The 18,395-nt window shown below is 40.1% G+C and carries 22 protein-coding genes; 16 read left to right on the plus strand and 6 right to left on the minus strand.

Going from position 1 to position 18,395, the window contains the following annotated elements:
• Positions 1–16: 16 nt before the first annotated feature.
• Positions 17–1,045, minus strand: a complete 1,029-nt coding sequence (locus MHH23_RS11250) for an SDR family NAD(P)-dependent oxidoreductase (protein WP_340959502.1) — start codon at positions 1,043–1,045, stop codon at positions 17–19.
• A gap of 252 nt (positions 1,046–1,297) precedes the next feature.
• Here MHH23_RS11250 and MHH23_RS11255 point away from each other — a divergent pair, with 252 nt between their 5' ends.
• Positions 1,298–2,020, plus strand: coding sequence for an acylneuraminate cytidylyltransferase family protein (locus MHH23_RS11255; protein WP_335352716.1), 723 nt, complete (start codon positions 1,298–1,300; stop codon positions 2,018–2,020).
• A 28-nt stretch (positions 2,021–2,048) separates the two neighbouring features.
• On the opposite strand, the gene MHH23_RS11260 is transcribed toward MHH23_RS11255, so the two are convergent.
• Together MHH23_RS11260 and MHH23_RS11265 are read right to left on the minus strand one after the other, a co-directional pair.
• Positions 2,049–2,843, minus strand: a complete 795-nt coding sequence (locus tag MHH23_RS11260; protein ID WP_340959503.1) for a CgeB family protein — start codon at positions 2,841–2,843, stop codon at positions 2,049–2,051.
• Between the two features lie 183 nt (positions 2,844–3,026).
• Complete coding sequence (locus MHH23_RS11265; protein WP_007500770.1) at positions 3,027–3,428, minus strand: hypothetical protein; 402 nt, start codon at positions 3,426–3,428, stop codon at positions 3,027–3,029.
• 208 nt (positions 3,429–3,636) lie between these two features.
• Between MHH23_RS11265 and cgeC the strand changes: the two genes are divergently transcribed.
• The 7 genes from cgeC (at position 3,637) to MHH23_RS11300 (ending at position 9,737) form a co-directional block, all read left to right on the plus strand.
• Entirely contained in the window at positions 3,637–3,957 is a 321-nt protein-coding gene (cgeC, locus tag MHH23_RS11270; protein WP_007500768.1) for a spore maturation protein CgeC, read from the plus strand.
• Between the two features lie 18 nt (positions 3,958–3,975).
• On the plus strand, positions 3,976–5,271 hold the full coding sequence (locus tag MHH23_RS11275) for a glycosyltransferase family 2 protein (RefSeq protein WP_306160333.1): 1,296 nt from the start codon (positions 3,976–3,978) through the stop codon (positions 5,269–5,271).
• 156 nt (positions 5,272–5,427) lie between these two features.
• A complete protein-coding gene (locus MHH23_RS11280; protein WP_024718563.1) occupies positions 5,428–6,804 on the plus strand; it encodes a sigma-54 interaction domain-containing protein in 1,377 nt (458 codons plus the stop codon).
• A gap of 116 nt (positions 6,805–6,920) precedes the next feature.
• Positions 6,921–8,321, plus strand: a complete 1,401-nt coding sequence (gene ablA, locus MHH23_RS11285; protein WP_008346434.1) for a lysine 2,3-aminomutase — start codon at positions 6,921–6,923, stop codon at positions 8,319–8,321.
• A gap of 2 nt (positions 8,322–8,323) precedes the next feature.
• Positions 8,324–8,605 carry a YokU family protein gene (locus MHH23_RS11290; protein WP_024718564.1) on the plus strand — a complete coding sequence of 94 codons (282 nt, stop codon included), beginning with the start codon at positions 8,324–8,326 and terminating at the stop codon, positions 8,603–8,605.
• Positions 8,606–8,684: 79 nt separating this feature from the next.
• Complete coding sequence (locus MHH23_RS11295) at positions 8,685–8,909, plus strand: YozE family protein (protein ID WP_003215834.1); 225 nt, start codon at positions 8,685–8,687, stop codon at positions 8,907–8,909.
• A 147-nt stretch (positions 8,910–9,056) separates the two neighbouring features.
• Positions 9,057–9,737, plus strand: coding sequence for a hypothetical protein (locus MHH23_RS11300; protein ID WP_008346441.1), 681 nt, complete (start codon positions 9,057–9,059; stop codon positions 9,735–9,737).
• Here MHH23_RS11300 and MHH23_RS11305 read toward each other — a convergent pair.
• Complete coding sequence (locus MHH23_RS11305) at positions 9,734–9,868, minus strand: hypothetical protein (protein WP_017359686.1); 135 nt, start codon at positions 9,866–9,868, stop codon at positions 9,734–9,736. The two genes, MHH23_RS11300 and MHH23_RS11305, sit on opposite strands and share 4 nt — an antisense overlap.
• 119 nt (positions 9,869–9,987) lie before the next feature.
• Here MHH23_RS11305 and MHH23_RS11310 point away from each other — a divergent pair, with 119 nt between their 5' ends.
• The 5 genes from MHH23_RS11310 (at position 9,988) to MHH23_RS11330 (ending at position 12,895) form a co-directional block, all read left to right on the plus strand.
• Positions 9,988–10,158, plus strand: coding sequence for a YozD family protein (locus tag MHH23_RS11310; RefSeq protein WP_008346445.1), 171 nt, complete (start codon positions 9,988–9,990; stop codon positions 10,156–10,158).
• 51 nt (positions 10,159–10,209) lie between these two features.
• Positions 10,210–10,818, plus strand: a complete 609-nt coding sequence (locus MHH23_RS11315) for a phosphatase PAP2 family protein (RefSeq protein WP_340959505.1) — start codon at positions 10,210–10,212, stop codon at positions 10,816–10,818.
• Positions 10,819–10,872: 54 nt separating this feature from the next.
• A complete protein-coding gene (locus MHH23_RS11320; RefSeq protein ID WP_007500756.1) occupies positions 10,873–11,190 on the plus strand; it encodes a YodL domain-containing protein in 318 nt (105 codons plus the stop codon).
• Between the two features lie 110 nt (positions 11,191–11,300).
• Entirely contained in the window at positions 11,301–11,996 is a 696-nt protein-coding gene (deoD, locus tag MHH23_RS11325; protein WP_007500754.1) for a purine-nucleoside phosphorylase, read from the plus strand.
• Between the two features lie 68 nt (positions 11,997–12,064).
• Positions 12,065–12,895, plus strand: coding sequence for a M15 family metallopeptidase (locus MHH23_RS11330; protein ID WP_340959506.1), 831 nt, complete (start codon positions 12,065–12,067; stop codon positions 12,893–12,895).
• A gap of 49 nt (positions 12,896–12,944) precedes the next feature.
• Here the strand turns inward: MHH23_RS11330 and MHH23_RS11335 are convergent, their stop codons facing one another.
• Together MHH23_RS11335 and MHH23_RS11340 are read right to left on the minus strand one after the other, a co-directional pair.
• A complete protein-coding gene (locus MHH23_RS11335; RefSeq protein WP_047946638.1) occupies positions 12,945–13,196 on the minus strand; it encodes a hypothetical protein in 252 nt (83 codons plus the stop codon).
• 92 nt (positions 13,197–13,288) lie between these two features.
• Positions 13,289–13,987 carry a class I SAM-dependent methyltransferase gene (locus MHH23_RS11340; protein ID WP_340959508.1) on the minus strand — a complete coding sequence of 233 codons (699 nt, stop codon included), beginning with the start codon at positions 13,985–13,987 and terminating at the stop codon, positions 13,289–13,291.
• A 151-nt stretch (positions 13,988–14,138) separates the two neighbouring features.
• Between MHH23_RS11340 and MHH23_RS11345 the strand changes: the two genes are divergently transcribed.
• The 3 genes from MHH23_RS11345 (at position 14,139) to MHH23_RS11355 (ending at position 18,302) form a co-directional block, all read left to right on the plus strand.
• Positions 14,139–15,524 carry a S41 family peptidase gene (locus MHH23_RS11345; protein ID WP_138278644.1) on the plus strand — a complete coding sequence of 462 codons (1,386 nt, stop codon included), beginning with the start codon at positions 14,139–14,141 and terminating at the stop codon, positions 15,522–15,524.
• A gap of 409 nt (positions 15,525–15,933) precedes the next feature.
• The gene (locus MHH23_RS11350; protein WP_340959511.1) at positions 15,934–16,848 is read left to right on the plus strand and encodes a class I SAM-dependent methyltransferase; all 915 of its coding nucleotides are present in this window, start codon (positions 15,934–15,936) and stop codon (positions 16,846–16,848) included.
• A 98-nt stretch (positions 16,849–16,946) separates the two neighbouring features.
• The gene (locus MHH23_RS11355; protein WP_268357090.1) at positions 16,947–18,302 is read left to right on the plus strand and encodes an IS1182 family transposase; all 1,356 of its coding nucleotides are present in this window, start codon (positions 16,947–16,949) and stop codon (positions 18,300–18,302) included.
• The last annotated feature ends 93 nt before the right edge of the window (positions 18,303–18,395 follow it).

The raw sequence follows: 18,395 nt of genomic DNA on the forward strand, positions 1-18,395 counted from the left end.
TCCGTGTGACGATTTTTTATTTTTTATGGTGGGTATGATGTAATTGTTCAATGATGTGAAACAGTTTCTCTTTTGTAATGAGCGGTGCTTCGTTTGATGTGTAATGGGTCAAATGGACTTTTTGAAAATGAGGGTGAAGATGTGGTCTTGGTAAAATGGCATAAAATTGTTCATGTTCAAACAGTGCATCTGCCTCGTGAGGGAATGTGAGTTCCTCGTGAAGTTTTTCTCCAGGTCTTTTTCCGACAACGAGAATATCAGGAGAAGGAACATTAATCTGACCGGCATATTCATGAAATGCTTTCAATAGATCAGCCAGCTGTAATGACTCCATCTTGAGGATGAATGTTTCGCCGCCTTTCATCATGATAGCTGCTTCAAGCGTGAGAGATACAGCTTCTTCGATAGACATAAAAAAGCGTGTCATCTTAGGATCAGTTACAGTTAGAGGTTGTTCATTTAACAACTGTTGAAGCATGATGGGGATGACGGAACCCCTTGATCCAAGCACATTGCCAAACCGGACAGAGCAAAACTTCGTTTTCTGATTTGAAATACTTTCATTCGCTTGAAAAAACAATTTTTCTGAAATTAATTTTGTAGCTCCCATGGCATTTGTCGGAGAAACCGCTTTGTCGGTTGAAATGTTGACAACATGACTAACTTCATGTTCAAGTGCTGCTTCAATGACATGCTGTCCGCCGATGATGTTGGTTTGGACAGCTTCAAACGGATTATCTTCGCAGGTGGGTACTTGTTTGAGTGCAGCTGCATGGAAGATGATATCTACCCCTTTGGCAAGCTGCCTGACGCGGCTGGCATCCCTCACATCTCCAAGTGCAAATACAACCTCTGGATTTGCCGCATATTCATTTTTCATCATGTATTGTTTACTGTCATCTTTACTGAAGACAATGACCTTTTTAGGAGAGCAGGCTGTTAATTTTTTCACAATCTGCCGGCCAATCGAACCCGTACCGCCTGTGACCAAGATGATTTTGTCGCGAAAAAAGGTCTTCAAACTCGTTTCTATTTGTTTGGACATATCTAATCCCCCAACTCTCATTTCTCTACTTTGCATCATATGTGAAAGAGTGGAAGACGTTTGAGGAAAAGAACCACTTCATGCATAAATTAGGTGAACCAATTATAACCATCTGCTTGACGACTTAATAGAATATGTAGAGATAGAAGATTAAGTAGAATAGCGAGGCACCTGAAGAACTTCAGTACGGTGATCAGTTCAGCTCTCAGAATGTATTCTCTGATACTGAGCCGCGAGGGGAGAAGATCATACATGTATAGGGGAAATCGTATTTTAGCTATGATACCAGCTTTTAGCAGCAAGCAGGGACATCATGCTGAACACATTCGCGTATTGGCGGAGCGGCCGCTGATCTATTGGACCATTCAGCCATTATTACAAATGATTGAATTAGATGAAATCATCGTATCTTCAGAGGATGTGAATACTCAAATCATTTCGTCCCACTATGGAGCAAATGTGATTGAACTGCCAAGCACACATGTGACGGAACAAACACCTTCTTTAGTAGCTGTGAAGCATGCACTTGCTTATTTAGAACGAGAGGGAAAGACGTTTGATATTGTTTTGTATTTGCATCCAGCATCACCACTAAGGCAGACGGCAGATATTGAGAACTGCTTGCAGCTTCTAGTAGAGGGGGGATATGATTGTGCGGCTTCTTTTACAGAGGCTTTAGAAAATCCAAATGAAACTTGGACACTTCATGACACCAATGAAGCCAGCCTGTATAAGGACAATCATTATTTTTTTGTACCAACTCAGGAGCACCCTTATACGTATGGACGTTTAAATGGAGCTGTCTATGCGTTTCATGTTCCATATGCAAAAGAATGCATTCATTCCTTTTTAGAAGGATCTGTTGGTGCATATATGATGGATCATGCGCAATCGCTTGTTGTGAAAAGTGAGGAAGATCGGAAAAAGGCAGAGAAGATTTTACTGGCTCGACAAGATGCAGAAGGAACGGCATAAGATGATGGCAATTAGAAAAAGCGCCCGGTCATAGGGCGCTTTTGACTATTTCATAAAGTCTGTAAGGCAGCGTATCAAATGTGTTCCAGCGAACGACTTGCTCGTAATTGTTCTCTGCAACCGATTGTCTTTGTTGAGGGTTTGTTACATAGTGCTCGACCTGCTTAATCAAATCGTTTTCATGTGTGTAAAAAGCGAAGCTTGAAAATGCCTGTGACGGTTGTAGATCTGTCAACTGAAAGCCTCCGCTTGCAGCGATATCAAATGCTCTGTTGTTCAGGCTCTTATTTTGAACATTGGCTTTGTTTTGATTATAGGCAAATTGCGCGGGCCTGTGCGGATTCAGAACAATGGCTGATGTTTGATAGATGTCTGCCATCTGCTCGGGACTCAGCCAGTGGGTCATCAGTGTGAGATCGCGATATCGTCTGCGTGATTTATTCAACACGCGATGCCACTCTTTTCCTGCTACGAGAATGCGCCATTTGTTTTGATGTAAGAGTGTATCAATGGCTTTAATGCGGTTTGGATAAGGGTAGCCAATGAGTGCAATGTCATAGCTGCACGACTCATGTGGTGATTCTTTTTTCTGAAATACGTGTGTATTGGTCGGAATGGGAAAGTAGTGCGTGTGATTAGCGCCTAGTTGTTTGTAAAATGACAAAGCACCTTCGTCAATCGTTAAGATCAGCTGTGCATCACTTACGCATGCAGCTGACACATCTATATAAAAAGGGTCTTCTGTCATCCACAGTACAACGGGGATCTTTTCTTGTTTGAATTGATGAAGCAGTTCTGTTGGAATATGATCACCGATCATCATGAAAACAAAATCCGGAGAAAATGTCCGGATTTTGTGCATATGAGCGGGTAGAGTTTCCCTATCCACCTTGACGCATGAAAGTGGGGAATCAATGAAGCTCTCTTCTATCCATTGATCGAACATCCGATAGATTCCACCGTAGCCAGAGCTGATATAAAGAAGCTTCATGATGGCCCTCTCACATTAAGATGTGAACGTAACACTTTCTACTTTATCTACATCTAATAGAGTCGTTGCAGAGCCTGTAGGTGTCACAGAGCTTTCTTGTGTGACGAAAACAACACCTGTTGAAGCATCGAATGATACGAATTGAACGGGTCCGATTAAGTCACCTGAGTCCATGACAATGCTAATGACTGTTCCAGGTGCAAGTCTTGCGAAAATCCATCTTGCTGGTTGAGATACGTCGAGTGTTGTAGCAGAATCTGAAGGTGATGCTTCAGCAGCTACCTCACTAAATAAATCGTTCAATTTTTCTTCCACTTGAACTCCTCCTTCTTCGAGATTAACTGTTAACGCATGACTAAGCGGTTTGAAAAACAGCTTTAATAGCTCTTTTTTTAATTCGGCACGCTTTTCGCTCATGTTTTCCCCATCCTTTCTTCATCCATTCAAACACACCACTATGTATATGCCGTTCTCTTTTTTTGGTATAAGCAGAATGCTCATTCCTTGTTCTTTTTTTCATTTAATGACTTCACACATTTTTGAAAAATGTTTTCAAATGCTGATGCTAAATGAAGTGATCCTCATACTCTAGTAAAGATCAAACGAGAAGAAAGAGGGAATCTGAATGGAATTTGAACAACTATTAAATGGCTGGAACGAAGAATTACTAGAAACAGAAGGAATACTTGAAGTTGTGTTGATTATACTTCTTCTTCATCTTTTAGAGGAAAGTGAGGAAGGGAGTGCGTCAGAGATTAAAGAATTGCTGCGCCCGTGGCTTGAGCTCGGCATTCCGCTGCCGCGTGTTCATTTAGTCAATGGAGATGTGCTGCAAAACGTGGTTGTCGTACAATTGTTTGACTCAGTAGCAGTCTTTAAAAATGCGACAAATCAGCTAAGAGTAAGTGTTCCTTATGTGAACATTGTCAGCTGGGGGGCTTTTTAATCTATTTAAAAAAGGATAATGGTCATGAAAGTATCAGTGATATTAACAAGCTACAACAAACCTGATTTCATTGAACGTGTGCTAAAGAGTGTGGTAGAACAAACGTATCAGCATTGGGAGCTTTTGATCATGGATGATGGCTCTGAACAAGAAACGATCCAAAAGATGCAGCCTTATTTAGTGGATAAACGCATTCAATTGTATTCTCATCAAATTCATCCTGCAAACCGGCTGAAGACTGTACGTTATGCAACGCTAATTAATGAAGCATTAACACGTATAACAGGTGAGCTGGTTTGTTATGTAACTGATGATACAGTCTACAGAAAAGATCGTTTAGAGAAAATGGTCGAGGTTTTTCAATCGAAGCCTCACATAGATATCGTCTATTCCTCGCAGCGTGTCGTGCATGTGAATCAGCATTTGGTGGAAACGGCGAGCTTCGTTCGAGAAGCAGATCAAGTGTTGGAGCATGCATCCTTTCAAGTCGACCATTGCTCTGTTATGCATAGAAGCCGGCTGCTTCCGCTTATTCATGAAAAATACGGACAATACTGGGCCGACGAACCAAAACATTGGCATCATGCTGACTCTGTGTTTTGGATGAGACTGAATCATTTTGCTGCGTTCTTTCCATTAAAAGAAGTACTTGATACCACATATAAAACGCCACAATCATTCCATCATATGTTTGCGAGTATGCCCTACGATTTAATTGACGGAGCTGTGATTGAAAGAGAAGGCGCTTATTATCAAATCGCTAGCGGATATCTTCATCGCATTGACAAGCGCTGGGTGAATGAAAAGAACAGGCGTGCGATTCGTGTTCCTTCCTTATGTACGATGAAATATGAAATGAACGAGCCGCTGACAGTCCCAAATTATACAGTCGTCACCGCAGATAACGGCAGAACATTTTATTATATTGAACATCAGACAAAAAGACGGTTTGCTTCAAGACGTGATGTGCAATATTTTCAGTTTCATCAAAAGGAGATATACACGGTCACAAAACAGCAGCTGGAGACGTTTAAGGATGGCAAGATCATTCAAGTATCTCCTATATTCAGCCCGCCAAATAGACGGCTGTTTAAATGGAAACAAGATGTCTATTTATTTGTGCATGATACCTTTTGCCGAATTGTCCCCGAGGTAGTGAAAATATTTGCGTTTTACCATCAGCCAATCAAACTACAACCTTCTCAATTTGCATTTTTTCAAGAAGGAAAGCCAATTGTGCCGCTGTATATGGAGTCTCTTCAGGAATTTGACTTGTCTCTTTATCAAACGTCAGGGCGAAAGCACTCCTCCTAAGAGGGGTGCTTTTTTTAGAATTGACGAAAAAAGCAGGAGATCGAAAGGAAAAAGCGAAACGTGAAAAGGATAGGGGAACACGTTGAATATCATCAAGCCGCTGAAAATTGGGCAATACAGTGCCGGATTTTCGGCATAGAAAGTGAGGGGGAAATAGTGGGGAAGGTTGTCGAAAGAGCGGATTGGTTTGAATTAATTTTAGAAGCCATCGATGAAGCGATTCACGTTGTAGACGATCAAGGGGTCACCATCTTTTATAATCATAATGCAGCGAAGTTCGACTGTTTAGCGAAAGAAGAGGTGATTGGCAAGTACATACTGGATGTGTATCCTTCATTAACTGAAAAGACAAGTACACTCATGCATGTACTTAGAACAGGAAAACCCATTTATCATTCGTTGCAAACCTATTTGAATAAAAATGGAGAAAAAATTGAGACCGTCAACACCACACTGCCCATTATGGAAGGCAGTAAGTTAATTGGGGCGGTAGAAGTAGCGAAGGATGTGTCGAAGCTGTCGGCGCTTTCGAATCGTTTAGATCAAAAAAAACGAACGGATGGTGCCGCAGAGACCACTCAAATGCTCGATTTTTCTTCATTTTTAACAAATGATCCACACTTAAAAGAGATGCTGGAGAAAGCGAAAAAAGCTGCTGCATATCCTTCATCGGTTATGGTCTTCGGGGAAACTGGGACAGGAAAAGAGGTACTCGTACAAGCGATTGTTCATGCATCTGATCGGAAAGATCAAGTCTTTATCCCGCAAAACTGCGCTGCTCTTCCAGAATCGCTGCTTGAAAGTCTGTTATTCGGGTCTGTCAAAGGAAGTTATACGGGCGCAATAGATCGCAAGGGGCTGTTTGAGTTAGCAGATGGCGGTACTCTTTTTCTTGATGAGCTGCAAGCGATGCCGCTTACGCTTCAAACAAAATTACTGCGTGTGTTAGAGGATGGTGTTGTCCGCCGGATAGGTGATGCAAAGGCGGTTCAAGTAAATGTCAGAGTGATTACTGCCCTCAATATCGACCCATTTGAAGCCGTTAAAAAACAAATGTTAAGAGAAGACTTATTTTATAGACTGCATGTGTCATCATTTCATATCCCGCCGCTTCGCACAAGGAAGCATGATATCCAGCTGTTATCCCGCCACTTTATTCAAACGTATCATCAGCAATTTTCTAAAAACGTCAACCGCCTTTCTGAAGAAACCGTCCAAGTATTTATGGCCCATCAGTGGCCAGGGAATGTCAGAGAATTAAAACATACGATCGAGCATGCCGTCTTGATGATGCCAAAGGAAGCAGAAGAAATCACCCCAGCATATCTCCCTGCCCATTTGCGGACGCATCAGATAGAAAGTCATCCGCCAGAGTCCTCATTAAAAAGTCAAGTGACGTCATTTGAACAAACGCTGATTCAAGAAGCTTTAAGACAGCACGCAGGGAATATTAAGCAAACGGCAGCCGCTTTAAAAATTCCTCGACAAACATTGCAGTATAAACTAAAAAAATATACAGATGCCGAAAAGTAGGCACTTCAAACAGGTGAATGTGACGGAAAAGCTCCTTTTGTAAAGAATAGGGGCATTTTCCCATGTTGGCACATAACTTGCATAGTATAAAGTGAATGCTGATAGGGGGAATGGATATGAATCAAAAACTGTATCAACCTGCGCGACATTGGAAGGACATTGAACTTTGGAAGGACGTACCCGAGGAAAAGTGGAACGACTGGATTTGGCAGCTGACGCATACGGTCAAAACGCTTGAAGATTTAGAAAAAGTCGTGAACTTAACAGAAGAGGAAAAAGAAGGGGTGAAGATTTCTACGAAAACCATTCCACTCAACATTACACCCTACTATGCCTCACTGATGAATCCAGACGATCCAAGATGCCCAATCCGTATGCAGTCTGTACCAATTGCAGAAGAGCTTCATAAAACAAAATATGACCTCGAAGATCCGCTCCATGAAGATGAGGATTCACCTGTTCCAGGTTTAACGCACCGCTACCCAGATCGTGTGCTGTTTCTTGTCACAAATCAGTGCTCCATGTACTGCCGCTATTGTACGAGAAGGCGTTTTTCCGGTCAGATCGGGATGGGCGTGCCGAAAAAGCAATTAGATGCCGCCATTGGATATATTAGAGAAACCCCTGAAGTGCGGGATGTGTTAATTTCAGGCGGTGACGGGCTGTTAATTAATGATCAAGTGCTTGAATATATTTTGAAAAACTTACGAGACATTCCTCACGTTGAAATCATTCGAATTGGAACACGTGCACCGGTTGTGTTTCCGCAGCGAATTACAGATGAATTGTGTGAGATTTTAAAAAAATATCATCCGGTTTGGTTGAACACTCACTTTAATACAAGCATTGAAATCACAAAAGAAGCGAAAGAAGCGTGTGAGCGACTTGTCAATGCTGGCGTGCCTGTTGGTAATCAGGCGGTGATCCTAGCAGGAATTAACGACAGTGTTCCAATTATGAAGAAGCTGATGCATGATCTCGTCATGATTCGCGTCAGACCTTATTATATTTATCAATGTGATTTATCTGAGGGGATCGGCCACTTTAGAACACCGGTTTCAAAAGGCCTTGAAATCATTGAAGGCTTAAGAGGACATACGAGTGGTTATGCTGTGCCAAGCTTTGTTGTAGATGCACCAGGCGGAGGAGGTAAGATCACCTTACAGCCAAATTATTTATTATCTCAAAGCCCAGAGAAAGTGGTCCTGCGTAACTTTGAAGGTGTGATCACCTCTTATCCAGAGCCGGAACATTACGTCGCAGGCCAAGCAGATGCGTATTTTAATGAAATCTATGAAGAAAAGAAAGAACCCGCCATTGGCATAACAGCTCTATTTGAGGACGAAGCAAGATCCTTTACGCCTGAAAATTTAAGCCGAATGAAACGAAGAGAGTCTTATGAGACGAATCCTGAACATGATACGCTCAAAAACAAACGCGAAAAACGAGATGAATTAAAAGAGAAGAAATATCAAGCCCAGCTCAAAAAAGAACAAACCGTAAAGGAGGAGAAATAACGTTGCTGACATGTGATTGGTGTGAGGAGAAGAAAGCGAACGCAGGACAGACCACAGTCTATTGGGAACTCATCACGGGCACACAATCGATTGAGATTTTGGAAACGCCTTCGATTTCTTGCACGCATTGCGGGATGACGTATCAGAAGGATGAGACAGTAAAAGAGATAGAAGATCAATTAATTTTAGTCGATCAAACAAAGCTTCCAGAAAAAATCTCATATGAAGAATTAATGAGCATGGAGCGGTTATTAAAGCGTAATTACTTTGATTTTTCTTCATAAGTTGTACCTCCGCCTATACAAGTCATCAAATTCCTGTATAATATAACAACAAAATAGAGTGTCGCGGAGGGAAAAACAGGTGAAGTCGTTTTACCATTATTTAATGAAGTACAGACATCCAAAACCGAAGGATGAAATCAGTCATTTTGCAAATGCTGCTTATGAAGATCACAGCTTTCCTAAAGCATCCACTGATTATCATGAGCTATGTGCCTATTTAGAGTTAAATGGGGACTATTTAAGCTCCATGACGACATTTGACGAGGCTTTTGAGCAATACGAAGTAGAAGTCAAAAAAAAATAACACACACAACCGCTTGTTCCGTATGGAAGAAGCGGTTTTTTCATGAAGAAATAAAATGGCGTTTTGCATGGTGTGGTTGCCCATGCAGAATTCCTTGCGCCGGCATACGATACGTTAAGACCAAAAGTCGGGCAAGGGGGAGACAGAATGAAGGCGAAAGCACCAAAATATAAAGTAGGGGATATTGTCGTCGTTGTCATGTACGGCACAGTTGGAACGATAACAAAAGTCCATCAAATTGACCAACATTATCTATATGAGGTCAATCATAATGAGGTGCTTTATTTTGAAACATCACTTCAGCTTTACGATGAGTACGACGGGGTGATTGTAGATACAGAAAAGCTGGACATTGAATATGAGTTCCTCATTGGCGATGTTGTATATGTAAAGGATTACGGGAAAGAGCTATTTAAAATCATTGGCCATCGGACTGAGATATGGCGCTACCTTGAAGATGGCTGGGAAGATGTCATTTATGAACTGACAAGGTTAAAAGACGGAGAATGGCTGGAAACAGAAGAAGAAGACTTGACGCTTGTCCTAAGGAAATATGAGATGGATCAGTTTGTTCATCAGCTTCTTTTTGTGCATTACGTTGGAGAAACCTCAAAAGAAATAGAGGAAGATATGGTGCAAACCGCTCTATTACAGTTAGAAGAGAAACAAGAAAGCGAAGCATCACTAGAATTTCTCGCTGTATCTATAGTGGATGAGCTTCTTGATATTTACAATGATTATAAAATTCTCTATGAATTTTTCAAAGACCCAGAATATAAGGATATGATGGACTTTATTTTGGAAAGTTTAAACGAACATTTTGGTTAAAAGAAGACTTGTCCTAACACGAATAAAAAGTAAGGAACACAGAAAAAAGCAATCACATAAAACCATCCCCTCAAGATACGGCCCATCACCTGATCAAAAGTATGTCCATCTAAAATGCTTAACCATTTCATTGCCTCATGCCCCTTTTCTTTTCGTTTACTGCATTTATATGTATGGAATAAGCCATTATGACAAACTGTAATAAAAATAAGGCAGCGTTCATACATCATAAAAAAGGAGGCGGAAAGCAATGAAAGAAGCAGATTTGGTGATTGATACAGAGGAAATTGCAGAATTCTTCTACACGGAGCTGGTCAAAAGAGGGTACATACCATCTGAGCTGGAAACGTTTGAGCTTGCCGATATTACATTTGAATATATGCTGAGGAAAGCAATGATAGTTGAAGAAGAGGCGCGGTAGGCACTATACTTTGAAGAGATTCTGAGTAGAAAGGGAGGGGAATTGTTTCGCGTGTATGTCATCATTTTTTTCCTTTTGTTTGGCGCCATCGCTGCGCTTATGGTATCTGGTAAGTTTCAAGAATTGGACAACCAGATCATCTTATCGTTTGAGAACATCAGACTTCCTTTTTTAAATGATGTCATGCTGACTTTGACTGACTTTGGTATCAGTGCGCTGCTTGTCCCAATCATGCTCATCTTTAGCGTGATGCTGTTTATGTATAAACGCTACCACTCTATTATGCTGCTTTTTCTACTATATATAGCAGAAAAAACGGTCAATCATGAACTGAAAGGACTGTTTGCTAGAGAGCGTCCAGCCTTTGATCATCTAGTGAATGAGAGCTATTACAGCTTTCCGAGCGGTCATTCTATGAATGCAGCAACGATCTATCCATTTATCGCCTATCTATTAATTGAAATGGTTCCGTGGCTGAAAAAGAGACAAAAAGCAGTCTACATGGTGACAGGGTGTTGTGTGCTGATGATCGGCATCAGCAGGATGTATATCGGTGTTCATTATGTCACTGATGTAGCAGGGGGCTTTGCAATAGGACTAGCTTTATTTCTCATATGTAAAAAGATTGACGAAAAATTGTCCGTCATTCGACAAAAATAGAAGAAGGAAATTCATAGATCCCAGCCAATTTTATATAAAAGGGGAGGGATTTGAATGCAATTGACGTTGAGATTTTTTCAAAAGAAACCTTCAGCTTATCACTTAACCATTTATCAAACACCTGAATATGGTGCAGAAAGCGGACATCAGCCTGTGTACCGGACAAAGATTGGCGGCAGGACACACCTTGATGTACTGGAAAAAGCATTCTCGACATTTAATGTACAAGATACAGTCCCTAATGATTACAATGCACGGTTTATCACAACAGGAGATATCGTTGTGATTGATGACCAGAAAAAAGGGAAGTGCTACTACCAGCTCTTTCCGGCAGGATGGAAACGCAGTGAACGCCTAATGACGATGAGTTAAATATAAACGACGATGCCAGCTTTACTTTCAGCTGGTATTTTCTTTTTTGATCTCAATCGTTTATAATAAATGGGACTAAACACATGTTAAACGTAAGTGGAGGCTAAAAAATGAGTGTACATATTGGAGCAGAAAAAGGACAAATTGCAGAAACGGTATTGCTGCCAGGCGATCCGCTTCGTGCGAAATATATTGCAGATACATATTTAGAAGATGTTGTGTGCTATAACGAAGTGCGCGGCATGTATGGTTATACTGGAACATATAAAGGAAAACGCATTTCTGTACAAGGTACTGGAATGGGCGTACCGTCTATTTCGATCTATGTGAATGAGCTGATCCAAAGCTATGATGTTCAAAACTTAATCCGTGTTGGTTCTTGCGGAGCGATTAAAAAAGATGTCAATGTACGTGACGTCATCTTAGCTCAAACCTCATCAACAGATTCTCAAATGAACCGTGTGGCATTTGGACCGATTGATTACGCACCATGTGCTGATTTTGGTTTACTGAAAAAAGCCTACGACACAGCAGAAGCGAAAAATGTAGCTGTGCGTGTTGGGAATGTATTTACAGCAGACCAGTTTTATAATGAAAAACCACTTGAGCTGATGGACCAATATGGAATTCTAGCGATCGAAATGGAGACAACGGCTCTTTATACGCTTGCTGCAAAATTTGGCAGAAAAGCGTTGTCGATTCTGACAGTGAGTGATCATGTGCTAACAGGAGAAGAAACAACTGCTGAAGAGCGTCAAACGACATTTGACGAAATGATCTTAATTGCACTAGATTCTGTTTTATAATAGTATAAAGGGTGTGCTACGATGTAGCGCATCTTTATTTTTTTAGTAGAGCAAAAGGAAGGTATGTCATGAAGAAAAGCTATAAAATACTCTCAATCGCATCGATTCTTGGTTTGACGGCCGCATTATCAGGCTGCCAGTTGCTGGATCAGAAAAGCGGTACCACTGAATCTAACAAAACAAACGAACAAAAGAACGCAGCAAGTTCATCACCCCAGCAAAACTCAAACGATACGGCAGATTCATCTAATCAAGAGCTGACGTTAAAGAGTGAATATTTCAATGACATCAAGGTAGTGAGCGGACTGAAGACCATTCAAAACCCTGAAAATGTGCTTGCTTTAGTGAACAAAGAATATGCACTGCCAGGAACCTATAAACCTTCTGATCTCGTTGTACCAAAAGTGGAATTCTCTTTTTCAGAGGATATTGAAAAACGATATATTCGAAAAGAAGCAGCGGAGGCACTTGCGAAGTTATTCAAAGGTGCTAAAAAGGAAAACTTTGAGCTTGCTGCAGTATCTGGCTATCGTTCCTATGATCGTCAAAAAGTCATTTTTGATAGTGAAGTGAAACTAAAAGGGAAAGAAAAAGCCCAAGAAGCCGTAGCCTTACCAGGCGAAAGTGAACATCAAACAGGTCTAGCTATGGATATTTCCTCAAAAAGTGCCGGCTTTGAAATCTCTGAAAAATTTGGTGAAACACCTGATGGTAAATGGGTAGCCAAAAATGCTTACAAATATGGCTTTATCATCCGTTATCCAAAAGGGAAAGAAGACATCACGAAATATGAATATGAGCCGTGGCACCTGCGCTATGTAGGGAAAGAAGCTGCAAAAGCGATGTATGATCATGATTTAACATTCGAAGAATACATGAACAAAGTGAAGAAAATATAAACAAATAAAAGGCCTCCCGAAGCTGGGAGGCCTTCTTTTATACGCCGTTTTAAAAAAAGAACAAACCTGCTAAAGCGAAGCCGGTAATAAAACCGAGACCAATGCCATAAGCTGCACCCCAGCCATAATAACCTCCGTAATATCCATAACCAAAGCCCCCGCGGGACCCGCCGACTGGACGAATATAAACTTTGCGGTTTGTCACCCGCTCAATACGTCCAACATGTACTCTGCCATTTCGATCAGTAATTCTAGCTACTTTCCCCATATGCTGCTGACAAAGTTTGTAGTAGCGCTCCATGTTTTTCCTCCTTATGACAAACTCTTTTCACTCTTATCCTATGCGAAAGACTTCATAGAGTTTGGACAAAACATATAGGAGATTCGCTCATTTTATACTGTACATTCAAATACAAGGTGACTCAGATGTTCTCGGTGTGTTTGAATCAGGTCATAGTGTGTCTGCAATGTATCATAAAGAGAAGGTGGTATTTGATCTGATAATTCCATTTCAGTCGGCTCCTCCTGCACCATGTGCTCATCGAATGAGAGAATCTGAATGTCACGGAATCCTGCGGACGCTAACTGTTTTTTCCATTCAGAAAATGAAAAGAGGGAGTGAAACCCATAAAACTCCCGAATGGCTGCCTGTTCTTCTGAGGAAAGCGGCACTTTTAACACAGCCTCATTTGCGATCAATTGTTTTCCAGGAGCAAGCACCCGTTTTATCTCAGCAAACGCAGCAGGTAAATGGGTGAAGCTTAAAACAGATTCACTGATCAGTAGAGAGAACGAGTCATCCGCAAATGGCAGGTGTTCGATCGATGCTTGCTGTGCACGGAAAGGTAGTTGTTCCCGCTCGAATCGCAGATTGGCTTTTTCAATCATCAAAGGGTGTGTATCAATCGCCTCTACTTCATAACCTAAATGTCCTAAATAGGCGGCTGTTTGTCCTGTGCCGCATCCAACATCCAGTATACGATCGTCAGACGCCAAGTTAAGATGCTCAATCATCGTTTTTGTTAGCTCAATTCCACCAGGATGGGCACCTGATACACCAAAATAAGCAAGCATTTCTACATAGTCACTCATGGAATCCCTTCTTTCTTTATCATGTTTCTCTCTAAAGATTATGCATTGCAGGGCTAAATGGCTTATCTTTTCAAATATAAGTTTGATCCTTTGGTTGACGGATGAAGAATCGTCCTTGATAATAATGAAAGGAGATAAAGGTGGTGTTTTTTTGAAAAAACAATTCAAGTTCGTGATAGCCATTCTGGTGACAGCAGCGCTTTCCTCAGCGATTACATTTGTGATCACAAAACAAGGTGCTGTCAGCGTTTCAGGAGATGAGAAGTTTAGTAAACTCATGGCTGCATATACGAAGGTAAAAAACGAGTATTACGAAAAAACGGATGATCAAAAACTAGTAGACGGTGCGATTCAAGGAATGATTGCATCACTTGATGATCCATACTCTACATATATGGATCAGGAGGAAGCCGAAGGGTTTAACAACACCATTTCATCTTCATTTGAAGGAATTGGTGCACAAGTAGAAGAGAAGGATGGACAAATTTTAATTGTCGCACCGATTAAAGGCTCTCCTGCTGAAAAAGCTGGTTTGAAACCTCATGATCGTATTTTAAAAGTGGATAGTAAAAGTACAAAAGGTATGTCAGTGAATAAAGCTGTTTCTCTTATCAGAGGGAAAAAAGGAACGGATGTCAAACTGCATTTGAACCGACAAGGTGTTGGAAATGTGGATGTGACGATCACAAGAGATACGATTCCACTTGAAACGGTGTATGCAAAACTAACAAAAGATAAAATAGGCGAAATCCAAATCACGTCTTTTGCTGAAACCACGTCTAAAGAGTTAGATAAAGCGATTGATGATCTCGAGAAAAAAGGGGCAAAAGGTTTTGTCATTGATCTGAGAGATAATCCAGGCGGCATTATGACAGAAGCAATTGAAATGAGCAATGACTTTATCGATAAAGGAAAAGTCATTATGCAGGTTGAGGAAAAAGGAAAGAAACAAGTGTACAAAGCGGAAAAAGAACGCAAAGTTCATCAGCCGACAGTTGTTCTTGTAAACGGCGGTTCAGCGAGTGCTGCTGAAATCATGGCGGCAGCTCTGCACCAATCCTCCAGCATTCAACTTGTTGGAGAAAAGACATTTGGTAAAGGGACTGTTCAAAATGCCCAAAGCTACAATGATGGTTCTAGTGTGAAATTAACCATAGCCAAGTGGCTGACACCAGACGGGTCTTGGATTCACAAAAAAGGAATTGAGCCACAGGTGAAAGCATCTCTGCCGAGTTATGCGAAGCTGCCATACTTAAGTCCGAAAAAGACGTATCAACTGAATGATGATGGAGATGAAGTCAAAGCGGCTCAAAAAATGTTCCAAGCGCTTGGCTACAAAGCAAAAGCCAATGGAGAATATGATCAAGCATTCCAGTCGGTCGTGAAAAGGTTCCAATCAGATCACGATCTAAAGGCTGATGGTATTCTGACAGGGGACACAACGACGGTACTGATGACAAACATCCAAGATAAGCTCAAGAAAAATGATACGCAAATGAAAAAAGCCATTGAAGTGTTGAAAAAAGAAATGAAATAAAAAAACAGTCTCATTAGAGGACTGGTTTCGAACTGTAGATTAACCCCACCTTTACTTTATAAGTAAAGTGGGGTTTTTATATTTTTTGATAAAAACTTAAAGTATTTTACGTTGGATATGGTTCTTTCCTTGTCCAATTTCGTGGCTTTTTAAGATTCATGGCAGTGGAAGTAAGCATTGCATGCACTGAAACCTTTTTGGGATAAGGTAAGAATTTCTTCTTTTTTTGCGCCATCTAACACTTGCTAAGTGTGAATATTTGTCCGAAAAAAGCTGTGACAAATAATTTATCTTGACAAAATAATTCAATTATGCTATAATTTACTTTTATATTTTTTGAGTATATAATAGGGTTCTCCTGGCCAGGAGAACCCTATTTTTTTGTTCTAAAATGAAGGAGTGTGTTTGTATGAAGAAAGATGAATCAAGTGTGACTTCATTAATATCGGCTTTTGCCAGATCCTATCATAGTCAATTTGATACCCCTAAAATCTTTAATGATTATTTAGCTAAAGAATTCATTTCGGAAAAAGAATTCACTGATATCAAAGAAAATATGGTCCAAGGCATACACTTCTTCAACAAAGATAACGCACAAAAATTCGAGGGAAATACAGAAGAAATATTAAAATGGATTACACAAGTCCAACTTTCTCCAATCACCTTGTCACGAGCTGCGTATTGCGAAAAAGTATTACTTCTTGAGGTAGCGTTAGGATTAAGACAATACGTCATACTTGGTGCTGGATTAGATACTTTTAGTTTCCGACATCCAGAATTGGAAAATAGCTTAGAAATATTCGAAATTGATCATCCCGCTACACAGGAATTTAAAAAGCAAAGGTTGGAAGAGGCTAAATTAAAAATCCCAAGTAATCTTCATTTTATTTCTATGGACTTCACCAAAAATTTATCCTATCAAAACCTAAAAGATAGAGGATTTGATAACAAAAAGACGTTTTTTAGTCTTTTAGGTGTTTCTTACTATTTAACTAAAGAGGAAGTTACAAGCTTAATAGATTATCTATTCACCAATGTTCCATCAGGAAGTTCAATCGTTTTTGATTATGCAGACGAAAAACTATTCGAAGAAAAAGGAATCTCTAATAGAGTTGAGAATATGGTGAAAATGGCTTCAATAGGCGGAGAACCGATGAAATCATGTTTTTCGTACTTTGAAATCGAAAAGATGTTAGAAAAATCAGATCTACTTATTTATGAACATTTATCTCCTGAAAAAGTTAATGAACTGTATTTTAACAATAGAGAAGATTACCTATCAGCTTTTGAGACCATTCATTACATTCATGCTATAAAAAAATAAAACACAACGAACATGGTGTTATACCAAAAATTTGTAGACTTTGTCTACAAGCTTTTTTGTATAATAAGGGTAATAACACATTTCTGTGGGGGATGAACATGTTATCGAAACGTGAAGAAGAAAGAAGAAATCAATTAGAAGTAGTGGCCTTAGATGAATTAGTGCCTGAAGATCATCTTGTACGAAAAATTGATCAAGCGATCGATTTTGATTTCGTGTATGATCTTGTCAAAGATCATTATAGTTCTGATAACGGCAGACCAAGTGTGGATCCCGTTGTTCTTATTAAAATGGTTTTGATCCAATACCTATTTGGCATTCGCTCTATGCGTCAAACCATTAAAGAAATTGAAACTAATGTGGCTTATCGTTGGTTTATTGGATATGGATTTTCGGAGAAAATTCCGCACTTTTCTACCTTCGGTAAGAACTACGTGAGACGCTTTCATGATACAGATTTATTCGAACAAATTTTTTATCGAATCTTAAGAGAAGCGATGAAAAAAGGTCTCGTTGATCCATCTATCGCTTTCATTGATTCAACTCATGTAAAAGCAAACGCCAATAAGAAAAAACTTGAAAAGAAAATTGTTCGAGTAGAAACGAGAAGTTATCAAAATCAGCTTCATGAGGAGATCAATGTTGATCGTGAGGAACATGGAAAAAAGCCGTTACCCCTACAGAATAAGAAAGAGAAAAAAGAAATCAAGGTCAGTACAACTGACCCAGAGAGTGGCTACTATGTAAAGGATGAACGTGAAAAATTATTTGCTTATTCATTTCATACGGCTTGTGATTCAAAAGGATTTATTTTAGGATCACTGGTCACTGGTGGAAATGTTCATGATAGTCGTATGTTAGATTCACTCGTATCAAAGGTGACAAAGAAAGTCGGAAAACCCAATGTAGTCGCAGTTGATGCTGGATATAAAACACCATATATCGCCAAGTTTTTAATGGATCAAGAGATAAGACCTGTCATGCCTTACACCCGCCCGAGAACAAAAGCTGGTTACTTGAAAAAGAATGAATACGTATATGACGCACATTTTGATTGTTACATTTGCCCAAACGGGCAAATTCTTTCTTATCGTACAACGACTAGAGAGGGATATAAGCAATATGCGTCCGATTCAGAGGTATGTAAATCCTGCTCGTTTCTAGATAACTGTACACAAAGTCAAAATCACACCAAACAGATTCACCGACATATTTGGCAGGACTACCTAGACGAAGCAGACCATCTGAGACTCACTGAAATGAATAAGAACATCTATGCAAAACGGAAAGAAACGATTGAACGCGTTTTTGCGGATGCAAAAGAAAAGCATGGAATGCGATGGACGAAACTTCGAGGATTGAAAAAAGTTTCGATGCAGGCGATGCTTACTTTCGCTGCCATGAATCTTAAGAAATTAGCAAACTGGACATGGAAAGGACCTAGTCCAACGTAAGGTAACTGATCAATTTTATTAAATTAAGTGAAAACCCCACCTTTACTTGAAGTAAAGGTGGGGTTTGTCTACGGTCTGAGCAGTCCTCATATG

The sequence above is a fragment of the Bacillus sp. FSL K6-3458 genome, assembly GCF_038005045.1.
Taxonomy (GTDB): domain Bacteria; phylum Bacillota; class Bacilli; order Bacillales; family Bacillaceae; genus Bacillus; species Bacillus altitudinis.